General features: G+C 50.2%; 20 protein-coding genes and 1 pseudogene. 9 read left to right on the top strand and 12 right to left on the bottom strand.

Going from position 1 to position 26,204, the window contains the following annotated elements:
* Positions 1-707: transposase (locus tag ACFQ1C_RS15455; RefSeq protein ID WP_379559568.1), on the bottom strand; the 707-nt coding region annotated here is incomplete at its 3' end.
* A gap of 672 nt (positions 708-1,379) precedes the next feature.
* Between ACFQ1C_RS15455 and ACFQ1C_RS15450 the strand changes: the two genes are divergently transcribed.
* The 4 genes from ACFQ1C_RS15450 (at position 1,380) to ACFQ1C_RS15435 (ending at position 5,618) form a co-directional block, all read left to right on the top strand.
* A complete protein-coding gene (locus ACFQ1C_RS15450; protein WP_379559567.1) occupies positions 1,380-1,907 on the top strand; it encodes a hypothetical protein in 528 nt (175 codons plus the stop codon).
* Positions 1,908-1,920: 13 nt separating this feature from the next.
* Positions 1,921-3,438 carry a molybdopterin-dependent oxidoreductase gene (locus ACFQ1C_RS15445; protein ID WP_379559566.1) on the top strand — a complete coding sequence of 506 codons (1,518 nt, stop codon included), beginning with the start codon at positions 1,921-1,923 and terminating at the stop codon, positions 3,436-3,438.
* A 30-nt stretch (positions 3,439-3,468) separates the two neighbouring features.
* Positions 3,469-4,404: a hypothetical protein gene (locus tag ACFQ1C_RS15440; RefSeq protein WP_379559565.1), complete on the top strand. Its 936-nt coding sequence runs from the start codon at positions 3,469-3,471 to the stop codon at positions 4,402-4,404.
* 281 nt (positions 4,405-4,685) lie between these two features.
* Positions 4,686-5,618, top strand: a complete 933-nt coding sequence (locus ACFQ1C_RS15435) for a formate/nitrite transporter family protein (RefSeq protein WP_379559564.1) — start codon at positions 4,686-4,688, stop codon at positions 5,616-5,618.
* A 144-nt stretch (positions 5,619-5,762) separates the two neighbouring features.
* Here the strand turns inward: ACFQ1C_RS15435 and ACFQ1C_RS15430 are convergent, their stop codons facing one another.
* The 4 genes and pseudogenes from ACFQ1C_RS15430 to fghA all read right to left on the bottom strand — a co-directional run bounded on the left by ACFQ1C_RS15430 (position 5,763) and on the right by fghA (position 10,021).
* Positions 5,763-6,011 (bottom strand): DUF3297 family protein, encoded by a 249-nt coding sequence (locus ACFQ1C_RS15430; RefSeq protein WP_379559563.1) that lies wholly within the window; start codon positions 6,009-6,011, stop codon positions 5,763-5,765.
* A 286-nt stretch (positions 6,012-6,297) separates the two neighbouring features.
* Positions 6,298-7,839: a glutamate--cysteine ligase gene (gene gshA, locus ACFQ1C_RS15425; RefSeq protein ID WP_379559562.1), complete on the bottom strand. Its 1,542-nt coding sequence runs from the start codon at positions 7,837-7,839 to the stop codon at positions 6,298-6,300.
* A gap of 263 nt (positions 7,840-8,102) precedes the next feature.
* Positions 8,103-9,029 (bottom strand): annotated as a pseudogene (locus ACFQ1C_RS15420) (bestrophin family protein).
* Positions 9,030-9,181: 152 nt separating this feature from the next.
* The gene (fghA, locus tag ACFQ1C_RS15415; protein ID WP_379559561.1) at positions 9,182-10,021 is read right to left on the bottom strand and encodes an S-formylglutathione hydrolase; all 840 of its coding nucleotides are present in this window, start codon (positions 10,019-10,021) and stop codon (positions 9,182-9,184) included.
* Between the two features lie 408 nt (positions 10,022-10,429).
* On the opposite strand from fghA, the gene ACFQ1C_RS15410 reads away from it, so the two are divergent.
* Positions 10,430-11,305: a LysR substrate-binding domain-containing protein gene (locus ACFQ1C_RS15410; RefSeq protein ID WP_379559560.1), complete on the top strand. Its 876-nt coding sequence runs from the start codon at positions 10,430-10,432 to the stop codon at positions 11,303-11,305.
* Between the two features lie 276 nt (positions 11,306-11,581).
* Positions 11,582-12,820 (top strand): cation:proton antiporter, encoded by a 1,239-nt coding sequence (locus ACFQ1C_RS15405; protein ID WP_379559559.1) that lies wholly within the window; start codon positions 11,582-11,584, stop codon positions 12,818-12,820.
* 188 nt (positions 12,821-13,008) lie between these two features.
* Here ACFQ1C_RS15405 and ACFQ1C_RS15400 read toward each other — a convergent pair whose 3' ends face one another.
* A complete protein-coding gene (locus tag ACFQ1C_RS15400; protein WP_379559558.1) occupies positions 13,009-14,469 on the bottom strand; it encodes a helicase HerA-like domain-containing protein in 1,461 nt (486 codons plus the stop codon).
* Positions 14,470-14,755: 286 nt separating this feature from the next.
* A complete protein-coding gene (gene msrA / locus ACFQ1C_RS15395) occupies positions 14,756-15,349 on the bottom strand; it encodes a peptide-methionine (S)-S-oxide reductase MsrA (RefSeq protein ID WP_379559557.1) in 594 nt (197 codons plus the stop codon).
* Positions 15,350-15,549: 200 nt separating this feature from the next.
* On the opposite strand from msrA, the gene ACFQ1C_RS15390 reads away from it, so the two are divergent.
* Entirely contained in the window at positions 15,550-16,404 is an 855-nt protein-coding gene (locus tag ACFQ1C_RS15390; RefSeq protein ID WP_379559556.1) for a YihY/virulence factor BrkB family protein, read from the top strand.
* Between the two features lie 144 nt (positions 16,405-16,548).
* On the opposite strand, the gene ACFQ1C_RS15385 is transcribed toward ACFQ1C_RS15390, so the two are convergent.
* From ACFQ1C_RS15385 to ACFQ1C_RS15375, 3 genes are all read right to left on the bottom strand, one after another.
* The gene (locus ACFQ1C_RS15385) at positions 16,549-16,719 is read right to left on the bottom strand and encodes a hypothetical protein (RefSeq protein ID WP_379559555.1); all 171 of its coding nucleotides are present in this window, start codon (positions 16,717-16,719) and stop codon (positions 16,549-16,551) included.
* Between the two features lie 123 nt (positions 16,720-16,842).
* The gene (locus tag ACFQ1C_RS15380; protein WP_379559554.1) at positions 16,843-17,181 is read right to left on the bottom strand and encodes a zinc ribbon domain-containing protein YjdM; all 339 of its coding nucleotides are present in this window, start codon (positions 17,179-17,181) and stop codon (positions 16,843-16,845) included.
* Between the two features lie 269 nt (positions 17,182-17,450).
* The gene (locus tag ACFQ1C_RS15375) at positions 17,451-18,500 is read right to left on the bottom strand and encodes a lipoate--protein ligase family protein (RefSeq protein WP_379559553.1); all 1,050 of its coding nucleotides are present in this window, start codon (positions 18,498-18,500) and stop codon (positions 17,451-17,453) included.
* 219 nt (positions 18,501-18,719) lie between these two features.
* On the opposite strand from ACFQ1C_RS15375, the gene ACFQ1C_RS15370 reads away from it, so the two are divergent.
* Positions 18,720-21,395, top strand: a complete 2,676-nt coding sequence (locus ACFQ1C_RS15370) for a caspase family protein (RefSeq protein WP_379559552.1) — start codon at positions 18,720-18,722, stop codon at positions 21,393-21,395.
* A gap of 13 nt (positions 21,396-21,408) precedes the next feature.
* Entirely contained in the window at positions 21,409-23,259 is a 1,851-nt protein-coding gene (locus ACFQ1C_RS15365; RefSeq protein WP_379559551.1) for a hypothetical protein, read from the top strand.
* A gap of 201 nt (positions 23,260-23,460) precedes the next feature.
* Here the strand turns inward: ACFQ1C_RS15365 and ACFQ1C_RS15360 are convergent, their stop codons facing one another.
* Positions 23,461-24,108: a glutathione S-transferase gene (locus ACFQ1C_RS15360; protein WP_379559550.1), complete on the bottom strand. Its 648-nt coding sequence runs from the start codon at positions 24,106-24,108 to the stop codon at positions 23,461-23,463.
* A gap of 354 nt (positions 24,109-24,462) precedes the next feature.
* Positions 24,463-26,088 carry a methyl-accepting chemotaxis protein gene (locus ACFQ1C_RS15355; protein ID WP_379559549.1) on the bottom strand — a complete coding sequence of 542 codons (1,626 nt, stop codon included), beginning with the start codon at positions 26,086-26,088 and terminating at the stop codon, positions 24,463-24,465.
* Positions 26,089-26,204: the final 116 nt, after the last annotated feature.

The following is a 26,204-nucleotide window of genomic DNA, read 5'->3' as shown; positions in this document are numbered from 1 at the left end:
AAGCCTTTAGGCTGTGCGTGACGGTCGTTACCCACAAAGGGCAGTAACTCTTTGGGCTGCCCTCCTTGTTTTGCTGCATTAATCCGACGCTGGATACTGGTGAAGTTCGAACGCTCAGGCGTATCTGCCATGTTGGCGCGGATGGGGTTTAAATCTACGTAGGTCATGCAAGCCAGTACGGCAGCTTCATCCAACAAGGCTTGGGATTTAAACCTTCCTTCCCAGAATCGGCCGGTGCACTCATCCTCTTTATTGGCCGACCTCGCAATAGGCTCGTTCAATGCCCGCATAAACCAGCTGATGTTCGTTAACCGTTGTCGGTACTCGCTAATGCGCTCATCCAATAGGTCTATAAAATAGTGCTCAATGTCTTCGCCGTTAGCAAACCGTTGAGTGAGTAACGTACCGCCAAACACCTGATGCCACTGTTTTACCACCTCCATGTCGGACCAGGCCTGTGCCTTTTCTGCATCTACTTTCAACACCACATGCAGGTGATTAGACATCACCGCGAAAGCGGCAATATCAATGGCAAACACCTGCGCCAAATGCAGCAAGCGCTTCTCTATCCAACCTCGTCTGTGTTCAAAGCATTGACCAGTGTAGGGATCTGCACCACATAAAAATGCCCTTCTTACCGTACGACTGATGCAATGGTAAAAAGGCGTATCTTCCAAGCTCACTTGGGAAAAGCGGGGTCTGGGCATGAGTGCCTCCTCAAAAAGTCCAAACGCGAACTCTTTAAGTGTAGATATCAGCTCAAAAACTAACCAGTTAACATGGGTGGCCTGTTAGTTTGTTAACATGGGTGGCCTGTTAGTTTAGTTGTCTAGTTGGTTGGTTAGTTGTTATGGCAAGAAGCGCTCACCGTGCGATTTATTACAGGAACACATCACCACCTATTTATAAGACTCGTAAAGGTATTTGCGAACCAAGTCGTATTGATTTAGAATTTTCGAATATAGATGCGTACCGTTATGAGTAATAATTTACGCATAGCACCAAGCTCACCAGCAGTGACTTTGATGTAACGAAGCGCAGACAAAGGCATCCGAATGCCGCATCTGGCTAAATTGCTATTGTTCCCCCCAAGCCATACCAGAGGAATAATGAGGGTGCTGGTATGAATCCAATATCAACCGACATATTTGCCGAAAACCCTATCGCGTACAGAATCAGCTGCCGGAGCTATTTCAACTGGCGTCACGATTTTGGGGAAACCTGGGTTGAAAACCACCGGTAGAGTTCATTCCTTTGGTTTGTCTCACCACAGCACAGAAATGAGTGCCGAAATGGCTCCCTACTGCAGCACTTGGACAAGCAGGGAGAGCGCTAACGGTGAGGCGATTAATGATCTTAGATGGAGGCAGTACCTAGCAATGGAAGATGAAAACTCTCCTGCTCTGCGGGCCGGTGTGGACTTTCGTGGCACCAAAAACGCGACTCAGCCAGTCCTTGAGCACATTAGGCCCGGCAAAAAGCGCGCTCCGTTGTTGCGCTACATCCGTATCAACCTGCCGCGTACCACCCGACTGCTACTCGTTGCCGTGATCGCCGTGATCGGCGGCGCTTCGGCGGCGGTTGCGCTATCGAACCATGAGCCATTTCTGTTCGCTGTCCCGGCGCTGTGGAGTGTCTTTGGGACGGCCGTGGTGTTCGTTACCGTTGGTTTGCTGTCCTCTGCCCGCATTTGGACATGGGGGTTAATCATCGCGCTGTGTTCTCTATTGATCTACGTTGGCGGCCTGCTCGGCAATGCCCCCTATATCTGGAATGGCGCCAGTGTGGTTGACGCTGCGATTTGGAACCTGACGCTGTTTGCCTCCATAGGCTACATGGTACTTTTTTGGGCGCTACGCTACGGCATGATCGTCGCCGCTCCCGACAACCAAAATTTTATGGACTGATAAGGGTTTTTTAATGGATCTCGGATTTCCGTGGTGGCTTCGTGTAGAGCACTTCCTCAATATCATCTTCATTTCGTTCCTCGTTCGCTCAGGCCTCGAGATTCTAGGTACCTACCCTAAACTTTACCGCTCACAGCACACCGTGCCCGGCACATCCTGGGCTCAGTTTACGGTTCAAGACGAACCTAAGCATAAGTACTACACCGTGGGCGGTGAAGACAGCAACTACTCTCCCCGCATTTCGCTCCCCGGGCGTGGCCTGCTGGGTCTGGGGCGTTACTGGCACTTTATGGCGGTGACGGGTTTTGTTACCTGCTGGGTAATCTACTTCGTGTTGCTGCTGGTTACCGGCCAGTGGCGGCGCTACGTGCCCACCAGTTGGGATGTTTTTTCTCAGGCGGGTCAGGATATGCTGGCCTACCTTGCCTTCACCATGCCCCACCCCGTCGATGGCATGGTGTTTAATGCCCTGCAGCAATTGTCTTACGGTTTCGTGATCCTGATACTAACGCCTTTGGTCATCTTAACTGGTGCATTTCAGTCTCCGGCCATTGCCAACCACTTTTCGCGTATTACGCGTGCACTCGGTGGCCGCCAAGTAATTCGTAGCACGCACTTTTTGTGCCTGCTTGGGTACGTCGCATTCTTCGCAATACACGTAATCTTGGTCTTTATGCACGGCTACTTGCACGAGACATCAAAGATGGTGTTAGGACACTCCAACAGTCCGGTTGTGGGCGGCGTCATTTTCAGTATCGGCCTGGTCCTCATAGTAACCCTGCACGTGGTCGCTACACGATGGACCTTGGCAGACGGCCGTGCCGTTGAGAAGTTGCACAACGTGATTGTGCGGCCATGGTCGAACCTGCTGTACAAGCTGCCCGCGCGCATGCACTACGATCGCTCCAATATCACGGGTAAAAACGTGGGTATTGATAACACCACTCACAACTTCCGTGGCAGCGGGCGGCCACCAGAAACCGCCGAGTACCTGGCTCTAATGGCCAACTGCTACGAAGACGACTACGTGCTCGAAATCGGTGGTTACGTTGAGCGCCCAATGACACTAACGATTGCGCAGCTTCGCGAACTTGCTGCGGGCCACTCCCAGACCACGTTGCACCACTGTGTGCAGGGCTTCACCTCAATTGGGCGGTGGCGAGGCATTACCGTGTCCGACCTTTTGGATCTAGTGAAACCCTTGCCCGGTGCAACTGACGTCGTATACACCAGCTTTCAGAACATGGGCCGCGATGATGTTCTGTATGAAGGGGGAACCTATTATGAGTCTACCCCCATGGTTGAGGCACGAATGCCCCAGACGCTGATTGCCTTTGAGCTCAACGACGAAGGCGAAATTCCGGCCAAAAATGGCGGGCCAGTGCGGCTGCGCCTAGAAACCTCGACCGGGTTTCGCAGCCTGAAGTGGCTGGAACGTATTGAGGTGACCAACCGCTACGATATTATCCTTGAGGGCCGCGGTGGCTTCTTCGAAGACACGGACTTCTACGACCGCAACCAGCTGATCTGACCGTCCGCGAAAAGAAGAGGAAATAGCAGCATGACACGGAAAAAAACACGCCCACGCACCCAAGCCGAACTAGATGCTTACATTGCCGCGCGCCCCAGACCGGTACGCAACACGTATGAAGGTATGTACCCTCTGCACGAGGATCTTGAGCTGTCGGACGAGCAAGTGCAGATTGTACAGGACTATCTGCAAGCGGTTAATTTCCATCTGCCCGGCGCCGCTGCCCATGATTTTCTCGTGGTCCGTTGGGCACGTTACACTGGGTTTCAGTTTTTGCAGGAACACCTAGAAGCTTACGCCATCGGGCTTAGGTGCACCCATCCCGGAATGGAAGATCAGCACACCTTCATTCGTATGTCTTGGGGCCAGCTGATGGGGGATCCCGAGGCCATACGTTTACCGGTCAACGAACCTGTGCTGGCGAGCGATATGATGACGCTCGCACGCTATCGCGATACCCGTACTGGACCCTCGCAAACGGGCGTTGACGCCTATGCTGCTGCGCCCGATGGCCCTGTAGCTAATTCTCTACCAGACTCTGTACCTAATTCTATACCTGAGCCGGTACCGGGCGCCGATTTCGATCTGAAGCTGTTAAACGGAGCACTCGATGACGTGCTGGAGCAGCATCTTACTGGCAAGGGTCGTGAAATAAACTCATGGTGGAACCCCGCACTTAACTGGGGTGTCGCGCTGGCCGGACGTTATCCGCGACTGAAGTACTTCGAGTCTCAGGGACGCCTCGATGAGAAAGCGCTGGCTGCTTTGCACTCTTTCGAGGCGCGAGCAGCGCGCGCGGATACAGCGTTGCAGGAGCTCGGTCTGGCCTCGCCTGCATCCGTGGCCGAGTCTGCGCTTAAGCAGGCGGAGCAAGCAGAGAGTGGAAAATTTTCCCGCCGCCATCGTATCCGCAATCCACAATCGGTCACCGAATCAAGGCCTGAAAAACCGAGCGGCAACGAATAGGCAGTCTGTGGAGGCCCATCTGGCCCGAAACAAACTGGAACTATTGGTTGGCCGAAAGCGTTACTGTGCCTGGGTGGAAGTCTTAAACTGTGCCGCAAACATAGTCACCACTAACCCAGAAGCCTTTCAGGTGCATCTATATCCTCGCGCAGAAAACGAACAATAAGCTTCTGTCTGCATTGTGTCAGGATTCAGCTATTATCATTATCGAAAGCAACGCTCAAGAAGACTCAATCTTAAAGCAACTTACACACATTTATGGTTGGCCAAAGGAGATTTAAATGAGCGACATGAAAGCCAATCGCAGTGATGACGCCGAAAAGAAGGCCAAAGAAGCCGCAGACGATCGAGAGACTCGCGCTAGGGTTAAGGATCGCGAGTCACGAGAACAAACACCAACTTCAAGCGAAAAATCGTTAACCCGCAAAGAGCGTGACTCCGTAGCCGAACACGGCAGTTTGTCGGCACTAACGGTTTACTCCATCATATTGCGCGAAGGCGAAGATGAGTTGCAACGGCCAAAAATATCACTGTGGTGGTCCGGTGTCGCAGCAGGAATTGGGATCTCTACCTCGGTTATCGCTGAGGGAATTATCCGCTCCAATTTGGGTTCAGATCATCCCTACCTGACGTTGATTGAAAGCCTAGGTTATACGTTTGGGTTTGTGTTGGTCATTTTGTGCCGACTACAACTGTTTACCGAGAACACCATTACTGTGGTGCTGCCGGTTCTGGCCGATCCAACGCGTAACCGCTTCTATTGTGTCGCGCGCCTGTGGGGAGTGGTGCTTATAGCCAATTTTATTGGTACCTTTTTAACTGCTGCCATCAGCGTTCACGGGGGTATTTTTTCTGCCGACATCTTAGTGGCGATCCTAGAAATATCTCACCATGTGGCGGAGCTGACTCCGGCCGAGACATTTTTGCGTGGCATTCCATCCGGTTTTTTTATTGCCGCATTGGTGTGGATGCTGCCTTCGGCGAAAGGAGCTGAAGTGTTGGTTATTGTGATGTTTACTTGGCTTATCGCGGCGGGTGGTTTTACCCATGTGGTTGCTGGGTCAAACGAAATCTTCGTACTGGTGCTCAATGGAGAAATGAATATCTTTACTGGCTTTATTGACCATATTTTACCAGTACTTATCGGCAACATTCTCGGCGGTACCGGTTTGTTCGCCATGCTGGCCTACGGCCAAGTTCATGAAGAAATGTGATGCACCGCTAGTGACGGGAACGCACTGAGTAAGAATTAATACCAATTATACTAGGGTCTGATGTTATTTCATGTAAAGGTCGAACAAAGGGCCTAAATTTCTTTAGGCCCTTTTAGCCGCTAACTAAGTTACCGGTTGTTGACTTTATTTATAAAAGGCTTCAACCGTTCCTTTTAGCGTCATCAGCATCGGCTGACCGCGACGGTCTAACGCTTTAGGCGAAGAGGCCTTTACCCAACCTTCACTGATGCAATACTCTTCAATATCGGTACGCTCTTTTCCGTTGAGTCGAATACCAATATTGTGCTCGAAAATTTCTGCCACATGATGTGGGCTACGGGGATTACCCGAAAGACGATCCGGTAAAGCGGGTAGCGATTTAGTGTCGTTCATCATTTGACCTGAGATAAATAAAAAGTGCGCTATTGTAGACAATGTAAGCCTAACGCTCAAGAACTGCAGAACCAATAACCATATGGCTCAGAATTCAATCCAGTATCCAGAAAGCTCGACGTCACACCAGCCACACCGTGCGATTAGGGTCTGTTCGCTGCTCACTCCCCCTTCAAGTGTAGATACCAAACGAAAAGCGAGCACAATCCATCAGCGGCACATAGCGGCCTCAAGATGGCGCTTAATCATGAGTCCGCCAGTTATTGTTGCCCCGCTTCTGCCAAGTTCACATCGCCATTAACGATCTGCCTGCTTCTTGCTCTTCCAATTCGTGTTGTGCCGCCAGTGATGAACTAGCTAGTTGTGTGAAATAGCGGCTTTGCTCTTGCTCAAGCGGCGTTTGTTGCCAGTGCTGCGTCAGCTCGGTGGCTCTGTTTTGCACCCAATCCGTGTAATTTTGCTTGGTGGTGGTCAGCTGCTGCAGAATGCGGGCCGAGGGCGTGAGTTCGGGCTGTTGCAGCAGCGGTTTATAGTGCTGCAGCGCAGCTGCATAGCCACTACCGGCCTTGTCCAACAGCTGGGCGATAGCGTCCAGCTCGGCAAACAGTTGCTCGCCCCAAGCTGCACGGCTAAGTTCGCCGCTGGCGGTTTCGAGCAGCAGATCGGGCCGACGGCCCTGCTCGGTCACGCGGGTTTGGTTGCGGGCCAGGCGTTGTTGCTCCTGCTCGCCAATTTCTGGGCTGTCTTGAAATAGGCAAAACAGTAAAAAGGTATCTAGAAAACGTATTTGGGTGTCATCTATGCCCAGCGCCAGCAGAGGGTTGATATCTAAGTTGCGCACTTCTATGTATTCCACGCCACGGTTAGCCATGGCCTGCAGCGGCGTTTCGCCGGCATGAGTTACCCGCTTGGGGCGAATATCACTGTAATACTCATTTTCTATCTGCAGAATATTGTCGTTTAGCTGTCGGGTTTCGCCGTTAACCTCGACTCCGATGCGGGTATAGGGCGCGTGGGGGGTGTTTAGGGCGCAAGTGAGATCGCGGCCGTATTCTGCCAAGCTGTTGGTGCTGATGTTCAAGCCCGCCTGGGCATCGCTTTGGTAGCCTAACCCGCTCATGCGTAACGAGGTGGCAAAGGGCAGATAGAGGGTGTCGGTACCAAGGCTTGCCAGCTGGTGCGGGCGGCCATCCATAAAGGAGCGGCTGAGTGCGGGTGAGGCGCCAAACAGATAAAGCAGCAGCCAGCCGTAACGTTGAAAGTTGCGGATTAATGAAAAATACTGAGCCGAGCGAAAATCAGCCAGCGAATCTTGGCTGCCGAGCAACTCTCGGTAGCCTTGCCAGAAACAGTCGGGCAAAGAGAAGTTGAAGTGAATGCCGGCAATACTTTGCATGATGCGGCCATAACGTACATCTAGGCCGCGACGGTAGGTGTGCTTCATTTGTCCCGAACGGGAGCTACCGTATTCACCGATGGGCACGCTGTTATTCCCCTGCAAGGCGCAGGGCATGCTGGCGGGCCACAAATGTTCATCCCCCAGCTGGCTGACGGCATAACGATGCAACTGCTCCATAAAACCGAGGGTGTCGCCAATCTGTTCACTGGGCGGCGTAATAAACTCCAACAACGACTCTGAATAGTCGGTGGTAATGTGCGGGTGCGTGAGCGCCGAGCCCAGTGTGTGCAGGTGCGGCTCTTGGGACAGTCGGCCTTTGGGCGTGACCCGCAAGGCTTCTTTTTCTATGCCGCGACGAATATGGGCCAGCGGCCGGATCAAGTCGACATCGGCCAGTTGTGCCAGGCGCGGAGTAAGGGATGGCGTCATAAAAACCTCTGTATCAAGTCAATTAATCAGGCCAATCGGCCTTACTCTTTTTTGCCAAGCTTGTGTTGCAAATCCAGTGTTGCTAACCCTGTGTTGCTAACCCAGCCTTGTTAATTCAGCTGTGCGCTCGGGCTGCCGCACGAGTAATAGCTGACACGGCATTATATTTACTCTGCACTAAGAGATAATGACCCCATAGTGCAAATGACTTTTGACTATCAGTAACAATGCTGGCCGTGATCGACGATTAGGCGGGAGTGTGCCTAGGACAAGCAGCCGTCTTTGGGAGTAATGGCGGGCGGAAGCTCGGTTTCTTCTAGTGCTTCCAGCAGGTTGATTTCGATGATGCGCGACAGCGCGCTCAGTGGCAGATCGTTGGCGGCTAGGCCAAAAGGCTGCTCCAGATCATCACTGAGGGCATCTAGTCCGAAGAAGGTATAGGCGATTACGGCACAGACTAAGGGAGTGGCCCAGCCCAAAGAAGAGACCAAGCCAAAGGGCAGCATAAAGCAATATAGATAGGTAGTGCGATGCACCAACAGCGAGTAGGCAAACGGCAGCGGCGTATTCTGAATACGCTCGCAGGCGGCTAAAACTCCTGCCATTGAGGTAAGCCGTTCGTCCATGCTCTGTACCAAAAATTCCGATAATAATCGCTGGCGCCGACTGTAACCAACCTTCTTGCCCATCAGCCGCAGCAGGCACTCGGGCAGGTTTTGTGCCTGACGCAGGCTGGCGTGATGCTCTGGCTCCACAAAACGGTCGACGTCTTGCCAAGGCGAGGTGTCACGCAGCCGATGGCGCAAGGCGTGGGTAAAGGCGATGGTCAGGTGTATCATCGCCGCTGGGTGTGCCGCCCGGTCTCGGTTTCCTCATCCATAAAAGAGATCACCTGGCGGGCCAGACTGCGGGCATCGATGGTCAACTGCCCCCTATTGTTCTCGCGCCTCCCACCAGCGTGCGTAGCTGGCGTTGTTTCTAAAACCGAGAAACAGAGACAAGGCAACGCCCAGCAAGGTGAAGGGAGCCGTGCTGTAAGAAGCAAAGAAGCCGGGAAACCAATGCTGAATGCCGGCTATTAAGACACTGAGCAGAGTGATCAGCAAAATTTGGGGATAAATCTGCGGGATGACAGAGCCGCGCAGGGTAAAAAACAGCTTAAGCGCATGCGGTTTTTGCCGAACGATCATGTCAGCCTCCAAATGATGAAATTGGTGAGTGTTGAGTTAATTAGCGTGGTAAATACAGGATATGTTTCAAGTGTAGTTGGCGCCGCCGCAGGACGGCAGGCTAATAGCCCCGAAGAGGAGTTCTTCGGAGCCTAGGCACTAGCAGGTATGTATTAGCGAGGGAGGTGCTTGGCATGAAAACGCAGGTGCTGCTCGATAAAGCTGGCGATAAAATAATAGCTATGATCATAGCCTTCACGCCGATTTAGCTCTAGCGGGTAATCGCTGTGGCTGGCGGCGGTTTCCAGTGCCTCCGGCTTGAGCTGCTCGGTGAGAAAATCGTCGGCCTCGCCCTGATCCACCAGCGCTGGCACAAACTGGCTAGCTTGGCGCATCAGTAAGCTGGCGTCATAATCGGCCCAAGCGGCGGTGTCTTTGCCCAAATAAGCATTAAACGCCTTCTTGCCCCAAGGGCAATTAACCGGGTTGCTAATGGGGCTGAAGGCTGACACCGAACGATAACGTTCAGGATTACGCATAGCCAATACCAAGGCACCGTGGCCCCCCATAGAGTGACCGGAAATTGAACGTTGCTCACTAACCGGAAACATGGACTCGATAAGTGCCGGCAACTCGTTCAGCACATAATCGTACATACGATAATGCCGGTTCCAGGGTGCCTCGGTGGCGTTAACGTAGAAACCGGCCCCCTTACCTAAATCGTAGCCGTCGTCATCCGCCACGCCATCGCCGCGGGGACTGGTGTCTGGTGCAATAATGGCCATACCCAGCTCGGCGGCAATGCGCTGGGCACCGGCTTTGTGCATGAAGTTTTCATCGGTGCAGGTAAGTCCAGACAGCCAGTATAAGGCTGGCACCTTGTTACCGCTTAACGCCTGCGGCGGAAGGTAAATGGCAAAGCGCATGGTACAGTTCAGCGTGTCTGAATAATGGCTATACTGCTTGTTCCAGCCATCGAAGCTTTTGTTGCAGCTCAGATTTTCAATACTCATTAGTATCTCCAAAAATACAAGGTGCCACGGGGGCAGTGGCAATATTATATTCAATTTCTTGCTGATGATAATGACTAGATATATTAAATAACTTTTACCAATGAGTAACAATAGTGGATATGTGCTATTTACTGAGCGTCACAAGGGGCTTTGGTGGAGGTCTGGTAGTGAAAAGCTTTGGCTAGAATGTATATTGTTTGCCAGTAATAATAAAAGCTAAACACATGAGGGTGTTGGGTTGGATGGCAATGCGCCACACCATAATGGCATGCGGATGTATCTTAGCCTGCCATTATAACTACCCTGTTAAAATTAATAATAGTCGGGAATTTTAAATTACTTTTACCCCAAAGAAACAATACAATGTGCCTATGTGGATGTGTTCGCCACCAACGTAAGGACGTAGACATGTTTATCTGGGAAGGAGTAAGTGAATTTGTAGCGGTGGCCGAGGTAGAAAGCTTTACCCAAGCAGCCAAAAGGTTGGGAATTTCTACCGCCCAAGTGAGTCGTCAGGTAAGCGCGCTGGAAGGTCGATTGTCGACCAAGTTATTTTACCGTACTACCCGCAAGGTGTCGGTGACCGAAGCTGGGCAAATCTATTATCAGCACTGCCGGCAAGTACTCGACGGGCTGGAGGAAGCAGAACGCACTATCACTAATTTGCAGCTGGCCCCCAAAGGCAAGTTAAAGCTAACCGCACCCATCACCTTCGGTGAAAAAACCATAGCGCCATTGGTCAACGATTTTGTGCTGCTTTATCCCGATTTAGAAGTACAAATGAACCTGACCAACCAAAAACTAGACTTGGTGGCGGAGGGCTACGACTTGGCCGTGCGCCTAGGTAAGCTGGAAGACTCCAGTATGATGGCTAAGCGGCTGTCTTCACGTACTCAGTATGTGTGTGCTTCGCCTAATTATCTGTCAACTTATGGTGTGCCCCACTCGTTATCGGAGCTGGAGCAACATAATTGCTTGCAGGGTAATTTGGATTACTGGCGCTTTCAGGAACAAGGTAAGGCGCGCAATGTGCGGGTAAAAGGCAATATTCGCTGCGACAGCGGCTGGGCCTTGTTGGATGCAGCGCTAAAAGGCATCGGCATAGTGCAACTGCCAGACTACTATGTTCAACCGGCGCTGGATGCGGGGCAATTAATCCCTTTATTAGATCTATATCAAGAGCCGGATGACGGTATCTGGGCCATTTATCCGCACAATCGCCATTTATCACCTAAAGTACGGATGCTGCTGGACTTTTTGAGTGAATCTATTAGGGGCTGTTGACCTTTCGAGGTAATTTTTGCAGCAGTTTGTGGGGGTTGTATACAAGACATAGCTTGTGCCATTGAGTCATTCCCCACATGTCCCATAAATACGAGCGATAACGCCGTAGCAAGGCTCCATAAATGCTGCCCTTCGGGTTCGGCTAAACGCCCTTCTCACTATACGACTAACGCCATCATAAAGGGCATGGTAGTTAAAACGCCGGCAAATGGTGGAAGTCGGCGGACATATCTGGTCAAATAATTACTTGATCCCGCCTGCTAAGCGAAGATATACATGACATTATTTGAGATCGTCGCCATTCTGCTGAGCCTCTCCGCGTTGTTCAGTTATATTAATGCTCGGTTTATCGGCCTACCAACGAGTATCGCCGTAATGGCGTTTTCGCTGGTATTTTCGCTTGCGCTAGTTGGTGTCAACCACTTGGGCGGGCAGGATCTAACCCGCTGGGCAGAGCAGCTGATTGCACAGGTAGATTTGGGTGAAACACTACTCAACGGCTTATTGAGCTTTTTGTTGTTTGCCGGTGCCCTGCACGTAAAGCTCGACGATCTAGCCGACCAAAAATGGCTGGTGGCGCTACTGGCTACTCTGGGGGTCGTGGTCACCACCTTTTTAGTGGGATGTGCCATGTGGTTGGTGCTAGGCTGGCTTACTATTCCGCTGCCGTTTATCTACTGCCTACTCTTCGGTGCCGTTGTCGCACCCACCGATCCGGTGGCTGTATTGGCCATTCTTAAATCGGTAAATACACCGAAAGCGCTATCCACCAAAATTGCGGGTGAGTCCCTGTTTAATGATGGTGTCGCAGTAGTTATGTTTATCGCCATTCTGGGTATTGCACAAGGAGATAGAGAGGCAACGTTGCAGGGCATTGGCCTGCTGTTTCTGGAAGAAGCGATGGGTGGATTGGTGTTGGGCTTTATACTGGGAGCGGCTGGATATTACCTGCTGCGTGGGCTCGACAATTACCAAGTCGAAATTCTGGTGACCATTGCCTTGGTAGCGGGTGGCTACGCGCTCGCCAGTCGGTTACATATGTCTGGCCCGTTGGCTGTGGTGGTCGCGGGGCTAATGATCGGCAACCATGGTCGACGGTATGCCATGTCGAAACAAACAGAGCGACATCTGGATTCGTTCTGGGGCCTGATTGATGAGGTGTTAAACGCGGTATTGTTCTTGCTGATTGGTCTTGAAGTATTGATCGTCACCTTCGAATTGCCGGTACTGTTGGCCGGACTGGCAGCGATTCCGCTGGTGCTTCTGGCGCGGCTGGTTGCGGTGGGTGTTCCGGTAATGGCGTTAAAGCCATTTCAAGAGCACACTTCAAGATCCATTCTGGCATTAACATGGGGGGGCCTAAAAGGCGGTATCTCCGTTGCGTTGGCATTGGCGCTGCCCGCAGGGCCGGAGCGGGATCTTATCCTGCCGATGGCCTACGTGGTTGTGGTGTTTTCCATTCTATTTCAAGGCTTAACGGTAAAGCGCTTTCTGGGGCGTACGGCAGAGAAATAAAGGGCCTTTGCTGATACAACATTTCGCCCTGCTCCCACCGCTATGATAACGCTGCAGGTTTGGAAAAGACCATAAAAATGAGGGCTTTCTAGTCCATAACGGCTAGGCGACATGCCACTCACATCAGGTGGATCTGGCACCTGATATCGCTTGCAGAGAACAACAGACTTTCTTGTAACATAATCGTGTTATCGCTTACCAAATAATGAACCTAAAATGCCCCGAATTATCTGTCGTCCAATCTGACTTCCCATACTTCTTGCGACACTTTTTACCATCGCTTCAACCGGAGTTTGCCGTGTACTCTGTCTTTTCGCCGCTGGCTTTTTAGCTGCTGTCTGAGCATTGGACTCTGCAAGTTTTTCAGCTTTTTGTTTTAATAGTTCATAGGCCGATTCACGGTCGATCACTTTATCGTAACGCCCTTTATAGGGTGAGCGTGTTATATATTCAGCGCGCTCCGCATCGGTTAAAGGCCCGATACGTGACTCGGGTGGTTTAATATAAACGAGCTCAACCGGTGTCGGCTTGCCATCAGCATCTAAAACGGAGACCAATGCCTCTCCTACACCCAGCTCGGTAATGAGCTGTTCAGTATTGATTTCAGGGTTTTGTCTGAACGAAGCCGCAGAGGCCTTCACCATTTTTTTATCTTTCGGGGTAAATGCGCGCAGAGCATGTTGAATTTTCATACCCAACTGGCCGAGAATATCTTCCGGTATGTCCATCGGGCTTTGACTAACGAAGTACACACCGACACCTTTTGAGCGTATCAGCCTAACCACCTGTTCGATTTTTTTGACCAGCACATCGGCGGCGTCATCAAATATCAGATGCGCCTCATCAAAGAATAATACAAATTTCGGCCTATCCGCATCACCCACTTCCGGCAGGTTTTCAAACAGCTCAGCGAGTAACCAGATCAAAAAACAGGCATATAATTTGGGGGACTCGTGTATAAGCTTTGTCACATCAAGCACGTTCACCACGCCGTTACCCGAAAAATCGGTCTTAATTAAATCATCCAGTTCAATCGCAGGCTCATTGAAGAAGTGTTCGGCCCCCTGCTCTTCTAATACTAATAATTTACGTTGGATTGCGCCGATGCTAGATGACGATATATTGCCATACTCGCTCTTCAATTCCCTTGCGTTGTCAGCCAGCCAAGATAACATCGAACGCAGATCTTTCAGATCGAGAAGTAGCCAGCCATTATCATCTGCGACCTTAAAGCAGGCATATAAAACACCGCTCTGTGTATCATTCAACTCTAACAGGCTACCAAGCAGCAACGGCCCCATATCTGATATGGTGGTGCGAATATTATGGCCTTTACTGCCAAACATATCCCAGAATACCGTGGGTACTGAGCGAAACTGAAAACCGTCAATATTCAGTTGTTTTACACGCGCGTCAATTTTGGGGTGGGTACTGCCGGGCGCAGCTAAACCGGAAAGATCACCTTTCACATCCGCAAGAAAAACCGGCACCCCTAAACGGGAAAAATTCTCCGTCAGATTTTGTAAGGTAATGGTTTTACCCGTACCCGTTGCACCAGCAATCAAGCCATGACGATTAGCCATGCTCGCATCCATCAAAAAATGGCCGCAAGCATTGCCACCAATTAACAAACTGGGCGTATCACTCATCAAGTTCTCCATTACCTGAAAAATACAGTTAAAAATTAATGGGGCTTGCGCTTAAGTAATGCCGCTTAACAGGTGCGGTTCTGCCGTCATTCCCGAAGGAACGTCATTCCCGCGAAGGCGGGAATCCAGAGCCTGTGGCGCAGATTTGTCAGCCTGCGCTTTTCCTGCAAAGACACTGGCCCCCCGCCTTCGCGAGGGTGACGAGAAAGGTAAACCTGCCTCATAATCCACATGAGTTACGCGGCCTTACTTATACTGCTGATGCGCTGCTTAGTTGTAATTGTTATCAATGCGTTGCCTTATTTCCCCAAAGCTCTGTTAGCCTTGCGTCACGACCACAGTTCCAACGATAAATCTTATATTGAATTGGACTTTTCTTATAGTAGTCTTGGTGATAAATCTCATCACCTTTAATGGGGTAGAATACCGATGCATTTAATATTGGTGTAATAACTTTTTTATTAGGAAACTGCTTTTCAACTTCTCTTTTAGTCTGCTCAGCAACTTTTCTTTCTGTTTCGTTTGCCACAAAAATGGCACTTAAATAGCTGGCGCCTTTATCACAAAACTGCCCTTGGTCATCAAAGGGATCAATATTAACCCAGTAATAATCTAACAACTCTGGGTAACTCACCTTGTTAGGATCATACGTTATTTCAACGGCTTCAAAATGACCGTCATGGTTACCACTGTATGTCGGGTTTTTTAAGGCGCCGCCGGTGAACCCTGAGATCACATCGGTTACCCCGTCAAGCTTTTCAAAATCTGCCTCCATACACCAGAAACACCCTCCCGCCAAAATAGCTTTATCTGCAACTGCATTAAAAGAAAAGGGTAATAAGCCTGCTGCTAAGGTCATAAATACTAGTGTATTTTTCATAAAAACCTCTTCTGTCTTCTAATATTTTAGTCGAACGAGATCTAGACATCCGTGCCCGCTAAAAGTCTAAACTCGAAGCTTTTAAGTGTAGGTGTTAGGCTGAAAACTAACCAACTAGTATGGATGAAGGCAAAACTCACAATCTGTGTCAGGATTAACCTATGATAGGTGCGATTAATTGATAACAGGCTCGATTACCTATGCCAAGCACAATGAACAGTAAGCAGCCGCACGTAGGCCCGGCTCGGCAGTTTCTGCAATTTGCCTATCGAGTTTTACGCAATTTTCTGCGTAATCACGGGGTGTTGCTGGCGGGCGGGGTTGGCTATAACGTGCTGCTGTCGGCAGTGCCAATGCTTGCCCTACTGGCAGTATTGCTTACCCGCGTGGTGAACGAAGAGCAGTTACTGGAAGTTATGACAGTGCAGGCACAGCATTTTGCTCCGGGCCATGCCAGCTTGCTACTCGATGCTGTGCGGGCTTTTATGGAGTCAAGAGACATCATCGGTATTGTTGGCCTGCCGGTGATGCTGTTCTTCAGCTCGTTCGCTTTTCGCATGCTGGAAGAGTCCATTGCTATTATATTCCACCGACCGGACAACCCCCGTCGCAACTTCTGGGTGTCTGCCGTGCTGCCCTATGCTTTCATCATGATACTGGGTGCCGGTCTACTGGCCCTGACGTTGGTGTTCAGCCTAGTCAACGCACTATACGAAGCCCCGGGGTTTATTCTGTACCTGATCAGTTTCTTTGGTGTGTTTATTCTGTTCAGCGCCATCTACAAGGTGCTGCCCATTGTGCGCGTCTCTCCTCGAAGAGCCATCGTCGGGGGGCTGGTTGCGGCTATTCTCTGGGAAGCGACCCGCTTGCTGTTAATGTACTATTTTCTCAATATATCCTTCGTTAATGTCATTTATGGCTCCTTGGCTACCATCATTGTGATACTAATTAGTTTAGAAATTTCGTCCATTATCCTGTTGCTCGGGGCCCAAGTGATCGCCGAGCTAGAACGCAGCGAACGACAAGGCCTACCCTGGTATGTCTCCCCAGACTGAAACCTGCCGTCCGTCGATAAAAAGCGTAATCCAGTCTCGACGATGCTTAATAGATTGACCTGAACATTTCCGAAAAATTGCCGTTGTTAGCCGCCGCAATATTTTCTTGCATAGCGGCCTACGCCAAGAGTAATGACGAGCCGGTTAATCTTTTTTGTCTATCGTTATCTCAATAGATTTGCTATCACCCGCAAACCACTTCTGAACATATAACGTACCCACTATAGGGGCAGTACCTTCATCTGGGACCTCCTTATAGCGAACGCTGTTTTTTGTTTCTTTCTCGTATTCAAACATCACTACTTTCTTCGACATAAAATGTTCCTTATCACTATCATCGACAAACCTAAGAATTAATGGGGCCACGCCTTACCTCAGACATGACTTTCGCATAACTTAATCGCCCCATTATTCTTCCGCCTAAACAAGGCTAGGGCCTCAAGATTTCTTCACAAACTTGGCAGTAACCATCATTTCACCGGCACCGTCCACCTTGCAGTCTAGCTCGTGATCTTTGCCTTCCACGATGCGTCGGATCACCGCCTTGGTGCCAATTTTCAGCACCAGAGAACTGCCCTTTACCTTAAGATCTTTAGCTAGGGTGATTTTGTCACCTTCCTGCAGCAGAGTGCCGTTGCCATCCTTTGCGGTGAGCGCTTGGTCTTGCTCTGCGGCTTGTGACGGATTCCATTCATGGGCACACTCAGGGCAGAGCAAATGGTCTTGATCTTGATAAACGTACTCGGAATGGCATTTGGGGCATGGTGGAAATGACATAGCTTCTTTCTTCTTTAAAGTGGTTTAACAGGATTGGTACTAGGGTCTGTTGACCTTTCGAGATGACTTTTGCAGCTGTTTGTGGAGTCTTTATACAAGGCCGTGCTTATGCCATGTAGTTATTCTCCACTTTTTCCATAAATACGAGCGATAACGCAGTAGAAAGACGCCACAAGCGCTGCCCTACAGGTTCGGCTAAACGCATTTAGCTCGAACAAAATTTAACCGCGAAAGGTCAACAGACCCTAATACAGCTTGGCTAATTAGTCTTATCGCACTTTATATAACCAGTCGGTGGTGGAAAATTTATTTTCTACCAGTGCTTTTGCCGCTGCTAATTCTTGCGGTAAGTACTGCCCAAGTTGGGTTTGGTGACGTTGCGAAAAATGGTGAATAAACGCATCTATAATGGAGGCTCTGGTTAAGCCCGTCTGGCTGCGCATAGGGTCAACACGCTTATTCGCACTGGTGATGCCTTTATCGGAAATTTTTTCTCGCCCTGTCCGTAAAATCTGTAACATTTTACTGGCGTCAATATCGTAAGCCAAGGTTGCATGATGCACCAATACCCCATTAGCAAAACGCTTTTGGGCCGCCCCTCCTATTTTACCTTGGGTAGAAGCGATGTCATTTAGTGGCACATAATGCGCTTTAATTCCTACCTCAGCTAATGCGGCTAACACCCAAGCATCTAAAAATTGGTAGGACTGCTCTATGCTCATGCCATCCACTAACGATGTAGGCACGGTTAAGGAATAGGTAATACAGTTGCCGGGCTCCATAAACATAGCCCCACCGCCGGTTACTCGGCGCACCACTTGCACTTGAGCATCATTAGCTGCAGCCATATCCACTTCATTTTTTACTGACTGAAAAGAGCCGATAACAACCACAGAATCATCCCAGTCCCAAAACCGTAAGGTCGGCGTACGTAACCCGGTAGCGACTGAATCGACTAACACCTCGTCTAAAGCGGCATGCGCTATTGCCGGTAAGATGACGGGCGCAATGATAGTAAATTGATGATCTTGCCAGCTGCTCGCCATGCCTAGTGCTCGGCGTACCGTTGTGGCCACCGCTGCTGCCGAAAAGCCAAACATCACCACATCGTCATCTAATGCAGCTAAAATAGCCTTGGTTAATGTTTGATGACTTGCTGTGCGAGGCAGCCCTATTAAGGCTTGATTGATACTGGTTAAGGCAGAATCTGGCTCTAAGAAAAAGTCACCAGAAATACTTACTTGGCTTAAACAACCCTGCTGCAGCTCTACATCTGCAACCACTAACTTGCCACCTGGCACCTTATATTCACCATGCATACTGATATCCTCAAGATGAGAGTGAGTCTCATGTTAAGAGTCAGCAAGCTTCTAAGCAAGCGCTTGAAGCCAATACTGAAATTTCAAACGGTGACACGCCACCGGGCTGGTAAAATTATGAGGGGATCCGTAGCGCCGCTTTATTACCTCCTATACTAATGGTTCTAGGGAGCCCAATCTGGGTTCGACTATCTATTACATGATAGAGAGGTGACCCTCATGCCCCCACCTTTTTCACAACTCAACAAGCTCGAATTCTCTGATCTACTGGTGCAGTTTAACTTCACTCGGCGCATTAATATGGTGCACGTCCACCATACTTGGCGGCCGAATCATGCTCAGTATCGGGGCCATGACTCTATAGAAAGCATGTGGCGCTATCACACTCAAAACAATGGCTGGCGGGATATCGCTCAGCATGTGTCTATTGGCCCCGAAGGAGCTATCTGGCTGGGCCGAAACTTCAATCTTGCCCCGGCGAGTGCCTCGGGGCACAACGGGTCGGCTGTGAGTGGCCCTTTTATGATTGAAGTTATAGGTGACTTCGATCTCGGCCAAGACCAGCTAATGGGGGTGCAGCATTCCGCGCTAATCCATGTTATCTCCGCCGTGCAGCAGCATTTCAATTTACCCAGTACGGCCATGATGTTTCATAATATGATGTCGAGTAAAAGTTGCCCTGGAACGTCCGTGGTATTTGACGAGCTGGTGGAGGAAGTCAGAGCCGAACGCGCTGGTGGAATGGTTAGCAGACAGATGACAGAGCAACAGCTGCGTATTGCCGATGCCTTAAAGCAACTTAACAGGGAGGTACCCGCCGCCCGAGGCGACGAATCTCTTGCTGAGCATGAACCCCATGATGAGTTTGAACGGGGTGGTTTTGGCCCGGCTTCCGGCCTAAGCCGCGATATAATCGACACCCTGCGCCCGCATGTTATCAACTTGCGCGGCGGGCAATTTTCCAGCGACGGCAACATGACAACCTCGCCTCAGGAGGTCGATATACTCATCGACCAGCATCTTGAGGCCGCTCTCGTCCAAGCCCAGGCGCAGCAGCAACCGCTGCGAATTATGCTCTATGCCCACGGTGGACTGGTTGATGAGAATGCTGGCCTGATGCAAGCGTACAACCGCCTTGCATGGTGGAAAAATAATCATATTTATCCGCTCAGCTTCGTCTGGGAGAGCGGTCTTTTTGAAACCATTACCGATCAGCTTAAAAAAGCGCTGGGCAAAGGTGAGAGAGCCATCGACTTTTTTGCCTCCACCGACTTTGTTATTGAAAAAGCAGCTCGCACACTGGGAGTAGACACCATATGGCGGGGTATGAAGAGCGCAGCAGAAGCTGCCAGCGCCCATGATGGCGGCGCCCTCTATACCGCAAAAAAATTGCAGGCGTTTTGTGCCCGCCACGGTAATAACGTTGAACTGCACGCCGTGGGTCACAGTGCCGGCTCTATCTTTCACGCCTATTTACTCACCGCCTGCCACCGGCTTGGCTTGCCAGCCTTTCGCTCGCTCCAATTGTTAGCCCCTGCAGCCAATATCGACCTGTTCAAGAGTCATGTAGTGCCTTTACTAGGGCAGAAACACGGCATTGACCAGCTTACCCTGTTTACCATGACTCGCCGTTATGAACAGGCGGACAACTGCGCCTATATTTATCGAAAATCATTACTCTATCTGGTTTCTGCAGCCCTAGATACGAGGGTAAATACACCTATTCTTGGTTTGGATGAATCGTTACGCGCCGATGCCGTCACCGCTCGGTTATTCGGCCTGACAGGCAATTCAAAACAGGCGGATATTCACTGGGCGGTATCCAGTACCACGGCGTCCACTTCTCACGGTGGATTTGATGATGATACGGCAACGCTAGCCAGTGTCGTACGTAATATTCTTGGCTTGAACCCAACGGATGCTGTCGTGAATTACCCATTGCATGATGATGGCAGCAAGAAACGCCGCACGATACACGCCAATCGCTATGCCCTGTGTATTGGTATTAACAACTATTCACGCAAACCTCTGGCTGGATGCGTGGCAGACGCCCGAGCCTGGGGTGCCTGGCTTAATGGCCTCGGCTTTCAAGTGAACTACCTGCTGGATCAAGAAGCCAAGGCTGCGGCCATTCTTGAGGGTATCGATGCATTACTGTCGAAGGCGATAGAGAACGATGTCGTGGTAATCCAATTTGCTGGCCACGGCACCCAGATTGCTGACGAATCTGGCGATGAATTGGATCGCCTTGATGAGGCGTGGGTACCAGTTGATTTTGAAGGCGGTAACTTCGTTATCGATGACATGCTAGGAGAACTATTTGCTCGTCACCGTGACCGAGGCGTAGAGCTCGTACTGTTCACCGATTGCTGCCACTCAGGTACGAGCACCCGTGCCGCATTTGACGCAAACGCACCAGAGCATCAGGCCAACAGTCGTTTTCTGTATGTAGAACCAGAGCTGCAAAGAAAATTCAATCAACAACATGCCGCTAGAATACGCTCAACGGCGCACAAAGATGAGGTTGGCTGGGAGATTCACTTCGCGGCATGTCTGGACCATCAATCCGCCTATGAAGAAAACGGCCAGGGTAATTTCACTCGCGCCACACTGAATATTCTGCAAGCAATACCCGGTGACCACATGACTTACGGTGCTCTGGCCGACAAAATCATTCAGAGCTTTACCAATGATGCTCGCCAGACCCCCAATTTTCGCTCCTTTAGTCACCGACGTAGCCAACCGTTGTTTGCCGCACTAACTCGGCAAAACGACGATCCCACCGGGAACGAAAAGCCCAATATGAAGAACAACCCAGAGTACAAAGATTCATTTGAACGAATTGAACGTAGACTGGATGAAATTGCCAGCCTGCTTCGCAACCGACTCAACTAGCTGGTGAGCCAGCATGACTGAGCAGATCCTATTTGGCGATCGTTTATTTTTACCGGTGCTAATGGCACCTTATCGCCTTGGTGAAAATGATCCGCAACATCGCAAGTTGTGGATATATGTTCTAGATCCGGCGGGCATAGGCCTGAAAAAACCGACACAATGTGTTGATGTTCTCTATGAGCCTCTAGGGGAAAAAGGTATTCGTGGCGCCTTGTTTGAAGTAGAGCACGCGCCATTACCGAATTATCTTCTGAAGCATCTCGATTGGCCTGACCGGCTTATTCAGGAGTTTGAAAATAAACCTTTGCATCTCGATGAACCCAGGCTGGCCATGTCTGGTGGCATTGAGCCTTGTACGGGTACTCCCCTGTTTGCAGGTCAGATGGCGTATGCGGTATGCCAACGGGTATACGAGTCTTTCGCCGATGCACTTGGTCGTTATCCAACTTGGGGGCCTTGGGCGGCACACCGTATTCGTAACGGCGAGGCGCCAACATTAAGAATTCAACCGTTCGCACTGGAAGAGGCAAACGCCTATTACGATGCGGATAGTGGCACACTTAAATTCGGTGTCTTTGAAACCGTACCTGACGGTTCGAGCAATCTGTTACCCGGCGGAGTGGTGATGACGACTTTGTCTCATGACATTATCGCCCATGAAGTCACGCACGCTCTGCTTGATGGTATGCGCGCTCATTTTCGGGTGAATACTCACCCTGATGTGCCTGCCTTTCATGAAGGGTTTGCCGATCTGGTGGCTCTGTTTCAACATTTCCGCTATCCCAGCCTGGTAGAACAAGCCATTGAAGATCACGGGGGGTTAAACTCAGACATGCTGCTGGAATTAGGCAGAGAATTCGGTGAAGCGCTGAGTGGTGTCGAGGGAAGGAGTCTGCGCCACGCGATACAACAGACGGTACTGCCTGGCCAACATCCAATAAACAAACCTTTGATTTATACAGAAGCACCGATAAATCAACCGCATAAGCGAGCAGGAATTCTGGTCTCAGCGATATTCTCCGCTTATTTACAAATTTACCAACGTCGCGCTAAAGAACTACTCCGACTCGCTAACTTTGCCACCCATGGAGAACAACAGCGCGCCTTGCCAAGCGAACTCATTTCTTTGCTAGCAAACGAGGCAACCGTCATCGCCGAGGAGTTTCTCAAGGTATGTATCAGAGCCATCGACTACTGCCCTCCTCTAGACGTGCGCTTCGGTGACTATCTGCGCGCAATCATTACTGCCGACCGAATGCTGAATAAAGAAGACGGTAGCGGCATGCGCGAAGCCCTTATTCGCGAGTTCCGTCGCCGCAATGTAGATTTAGGTAAAGTGCGCGATTTAAGTGAATATTCACTCGAATGGAATTCACCTTCGCCGGTAGACAGGCCGCAAATACCCGGGCTTGCGTGGTCTCAATTGCGATTCGACAATGACGGTATAACGGCGCAAAGCATCACAGAGGTAGAGCGGCAGGCCGGGGCTCTGGATGATTTTCTGAGACTTCAGTTAGAGCAAGACAGTCATCTTTTATCTGAGCTGGGTCTCACGCGTATCAACGGTGACTTTGGGCCGATAACCATTGAATCACTTCGTCCGGTTGCCAGACGTGCTCGAAACGGCCGGTTGCTACACGGCATGGTCGCCGAGATATCACAGATCTGCAGTACCCCAGACGGCCCCGTATGGGGCGGTTCCACTTTAGTGCTGACGGAAGAAGGAAGCATCGAGTTCGCTATCTATAAGCGGGTCGACAATGAAGAACGTCTATCCGCACAGCGGAAAAATCTGAGACTTTCAGCAGGCAATCCACACTTTTCATTCAAACACGGGCATGACTCGCATGACTCGCATGACTGATAAAATAAGTGTCGCAGTAAAAAAATTAGAGAATAAGAAGAATATTTTGGAACAGTACGTTTGCGAGTTTTGAAGCCTCATAAGTAACCCCGCATAACTGGTGTTGTTCTGTCGTCATTCCCGCGAAGGCGGGAACCCGGAACCCACATCAATTATGAGAGATTACTTAGGCAGAAAGTAAGAAGGTCTATGCGCTTAGCGTTAACAAGGAAAAATCACCACGTCATCCCCCTCTTGCCATGGCTGAAATTTAGTCATGGCTTGCAGAAAGCATGAGTGCTCCAGCCAGTGTTGTAGCCACAGATGCAGGTTAGGGTAAGGTAGGCTGTAAAAAACATCGTGATCCACATGAGCGAATTGGCGGACAAACGGCATAATGCCAATATCGGCAAGGGTCGCGTTATTCCCCAATAGATAAGGGTTTTTAGTCAGTAGTTTCTCTAAAACCTGTAAAAAGGCTTCACCCCGCTGCCGATACTCGGTCTGGGTCATTTCAAGATGACGGTCGGCGTATTTATAGCGATCCAGCCAGTGTTTAAATTCGTTGTCATTTTGCTCAATCAGAGCATTGGCTTGATGCAAAATCGTTGCATCTAACAGCCCTTGCGGATCTTGCTGCTCAAGCGCCCACACCATTATCTCCCGGCTCTCTTCAATTACTACACCATCAACAAGCTGTAACACAGGCACGGTGCCTTTCGGGCTAATCGCGAGCATCTCGGCCGGTTTGTTTTTCAGGGTTATCTCTCGCAGCTCTAACTGCAACTCGGCAAATAAGATGCCGAGACGAGCGCGCATGGCGTAGGGACAGCGACGAAAAGAGTACAGGCGATGAAATGAGGAAGTCATAGGTATTTTTCGCAGTTAAATCGAGATCAGTGGGCTCATAGCCGCTAACTCCAGCGGTTACTTAATTTTACCCTTGAACTCTGTTAAAAATGGGAGTCTGGTAGTGATTTATATCATCAATGTTTTCAAAATCAATGACTCAGACCTGAATGACTGTCTCGCTCCACCACCAATCTAAGTTGGAAGCTTACCGATCGAGCTTACTCGACAAAAATCGCGCTTCACCGTCAGTCGACCAATTTCTCGATAAAGAACCTCGGTGCCGGCTCGTAGGTCTGACTGGCTTCCTAATGCTGACTATGGAAGAATCGGGGACCGGGTGACAGTCCTCGATTTGGTCTATTCTCCCTTGATTTAGCCGGTAAGCCGCTCAGAGAGTCGTTTTGTGGAGTGGGCTATCGCCTCCAGATCTGGGATGAGTTTAAGATTCTCGTCGGATGTATTGTTCATCTCGCCCGACAGCTCTGCGATGTCCGTTATGTTCTGATTAATCTCATCACTGACGTTGGTTTGCTCTTCCGCCGCCGTAGCAACCTGTATGGTTGCGTCCTTAACGCTGCTCATGCGCTCGTTAATAGCGGCAATAATAACCTGGATGTCGTTTACCTGCTCGACACACTCCTGAGTAACCGTTTCACTTGCCCGCATAAATTCCGCGGCGTCTTTGGAACCGGACGCTATGTCTCCAATGATAAAATCAATCTCCACGGTGGCTTGCTGGGTTTTTGCAGCCAGATTCCTGACTTCATCAGCCACCACAGAGAAGCCTCTACCAGCCTCTCCTGCTCGGGCTGCCTCAATCGCAGCATTCAACGCGAGTAGATTAGTTTGATCGGCGATTTCTCGAATGACTTTCATCACATCACTGACTTTACTGCCACCAGCGGCAAGGTTGGCTACGGTTTCTCCGGTAGCACGAACCTGATCGGCAAGCCGTTCCATGCTGGTGGTGGTAGTACTGATATGTCGATCTGCATTATTAGTCTGGGTAGTGGTCTCATCAACCAAAGAGGAGACACCGGCAGCATGTTGCGCGACATCCTGAGCCGTGGCTGACATCTCATTCATCGCAACCGCGACCTGATCAATGCGCTGATTGCTACTCTGGGATTTCTCGGAAATGTTGTAGACACCCTCCTTAACTGATTCCGCAATCAAATTGAGCTCTTCTGTGTTCGATTTAGTGGTAGTTCGTATTTCCTGAAGAAATTGATGAAGCTTACGAGCTGCATCGGCCAGGTCGCCCAGTTCGTCCTTCCGCTTGAGGACCACAGGATCAGAGAGATTGCCATCACCGAGCTTCTGAAGCTGGTCGCTGATTTGCACTGTAGGCCTCACGACACGACGGCTGATAACCAACAGCGTGATACCCGTGCCAATAAAAATAACAAGAATTAATCCGCCCCCTGCAAGCAAGGTGTTTTTCTTCGCACTTTCTGCAATCACTGATGCATTTTCACTAGCAAGCAATGTGATTAGAGTGACGGCTTCTTCTATCTGCCGTGTCGGCTCCCGATCAATGCCAGCAACCGCGGCATCTCCTGCAGAATGATCGTAGCCGGAAGCCTCAAAGTGCTCAAAACCTCTACGATAGGCCTCTCCCATGGCTTTATGTTCTCTTTGGAATGACTGCAGGATGGCTCTCGCTTCTGCGTTCCCAAGTGTGTCTGTCAGCTTATTTAACTGCGCCTGGATACGACGTTCCTGCTCCTGAAAGCGTCCCCAATATTTCTCTCTCTGGCTGTCAACATCACCCCGGATCAGGACGTTTTTCCATTCTTGCACTTGGGTCTTAAAATCAATGAGAATGGCTTGCGCTTCGTTAGCGCTGGCAAACTCTTCCTCAAGCACAAAAGTGAATTTCTCAGTAACTGCCAGCGAGAAGATAAAATAACTACCTGCTACCGCGCCAATAAGAAGATTTACGGCCAAAATAAGACCTGTTACCTGCTTGGAAATACTCTTGCTAAAAAATACCACGGTTCAGCCTTTTGTCGGGTATGTGTGTCTGTTCTACGATGTGCGGGAGCAATTCTACTAGGGCTGTCCGTTGAAAATCTCCGTTACCACACCAAGCGCGGATTATTCCACGGCGT

Origin of the sequence: Oceanisphaera ostreae, from assembly GCF_042676125.1 — a bacterium.
Taxonomy (GTDB): Bacteria; Pseudomonadota; Gammaproteobacteria; order Enterobacterales; family Aeromonadaceae; genus Oceanimonas; species Oceanimonas ostreae.
Note: the sequence above shows the minus strand (reverse complement) of the source record. Positions and strands in the feature narration are given on the sequence as shown.

Coding starts and splice junctions, on each gene's coding strand:
- ACFQ1C_RS15450 (WP_379559567.1), top strand. CDS start 1,380: ATGGAAGATGAAAACTCTCCTGCTCTGCGGGCCGGTGTGGACTTTCGT.
- ACFQ1C_RS15445 (WP_379559566.1), top strand. CDS start 1,921: ATGGATCTCGGATTTCCGTGGTGGCTTCGTGTAGAGCACTTCCTCAAT.
- ACFQ1C_RS15440 (WP_379559565.1), top strand. CDS start 3,469: ATGACACGGAAAAAAACACGCCCACGCACCCAAGCCGAACTAGATGCT.
- ACFQ1C_RS15435 (WP_379559564.1), top strand. CDS start 4,686: ATGAGCGACATGAAAGCCAATCGCAGTGATGACGCCGAAAAGAAGGCC.
- ACFQ1C_RS15430 (WP_379559563.1), bottom strand. CDS start 6,011: ATGAACGACACTAAATCGCTACCCGCTTTACCGGATCGTCTTTCGGGT.
- gshA (WP_379559562.1), bottom strand. CDS start 7,839: ATGACGCCATCCCTTACTCCGCGCCTGGCACAACTGGCCGATGTCGAC.
- fghA (WP_379559561.1), bottom strand. CDS start 10,021: ATGAGTATTGAAAATCTGAGCTGCAACAAAAGCTTCGATGGCTGGAAC.
- ACFQ1C_RS15410 (WP_379559560.1), top strand. CDS start 10,430: ATGTTTATCTGGGAAGGAGTAAGTGAATTTGTAGCGGTGGCCGAGGTA.
- ACFQ1C_RS15405 (WP_379559559.1), top strand. CDS start 11,582: ATGACATTATTTGAGATCGTCGCCATTCTGCTGAGCCTCTCCGCGTTG.
- ACFQ1C_RS15400 (WP_379559558.1), bottom strand. CDS start 14,469: ATGAGTGATACGCCCAGTTTGTTAATTGGTGGCAATGCTTGCGGCCAT.
- msrA (WP_379559557.1), bottom strand. CDS start 15,349: ATGAAAAATACACTAGTATTTATGACCTTAGCAGCAGGCTTATTACCC.
- ACFQ1C_RS15390 (WP_379559556.1), top strand. CDS start 15,550: ATGCCAAGCACAATGAACAGTAAGCAGCCGCACGTAGGCCCGGCTCGG.
- ACFQ1C_RS15385 (WP_379559555.1), bottom strand. CDS start 16,719: ATGTCGAAGAAAGTAGTGATGTTTGAATACGAGAAAGAAACAAAAAAC.
- ACFQ1C_RS15380 (WP_379559554.1), bottom strand. CDS start 17,181: ATGTCATTTCCACCATGCCCCAAATGCCATTCCGAGTACGTTTATCAA.
- ACFQ1C_RS15375 (WP_379559553.1), bottom strand. CDS start 18,500: ATGCATGGTGAATATAAGGTGCCAGGTGGCAAGTTAGTGGTTGCAGAT.
- ACFQ1C_RS15370 (WP_379559552.1), top strand. CDS start 18,720: ATGCCCCCACCTTTTTCACAACTCAACAAGCTCGAATTCTCTGATCTA.
- ACFQ1C_RS15365 (WP_379559551.1), top strand. CDS start 21,409: ATGACTGAGCAGATCCTATTTGGCGATCGTTTATTTTTACCGGTGCTA.
- ACFQ1C_RS15360 (WP_379559550.1), bottom strand. CDS start 24,108: ATGACTTCCTCATTTCATCGCCTGTACTCTTTTCGTCGCTGTCCCTAC.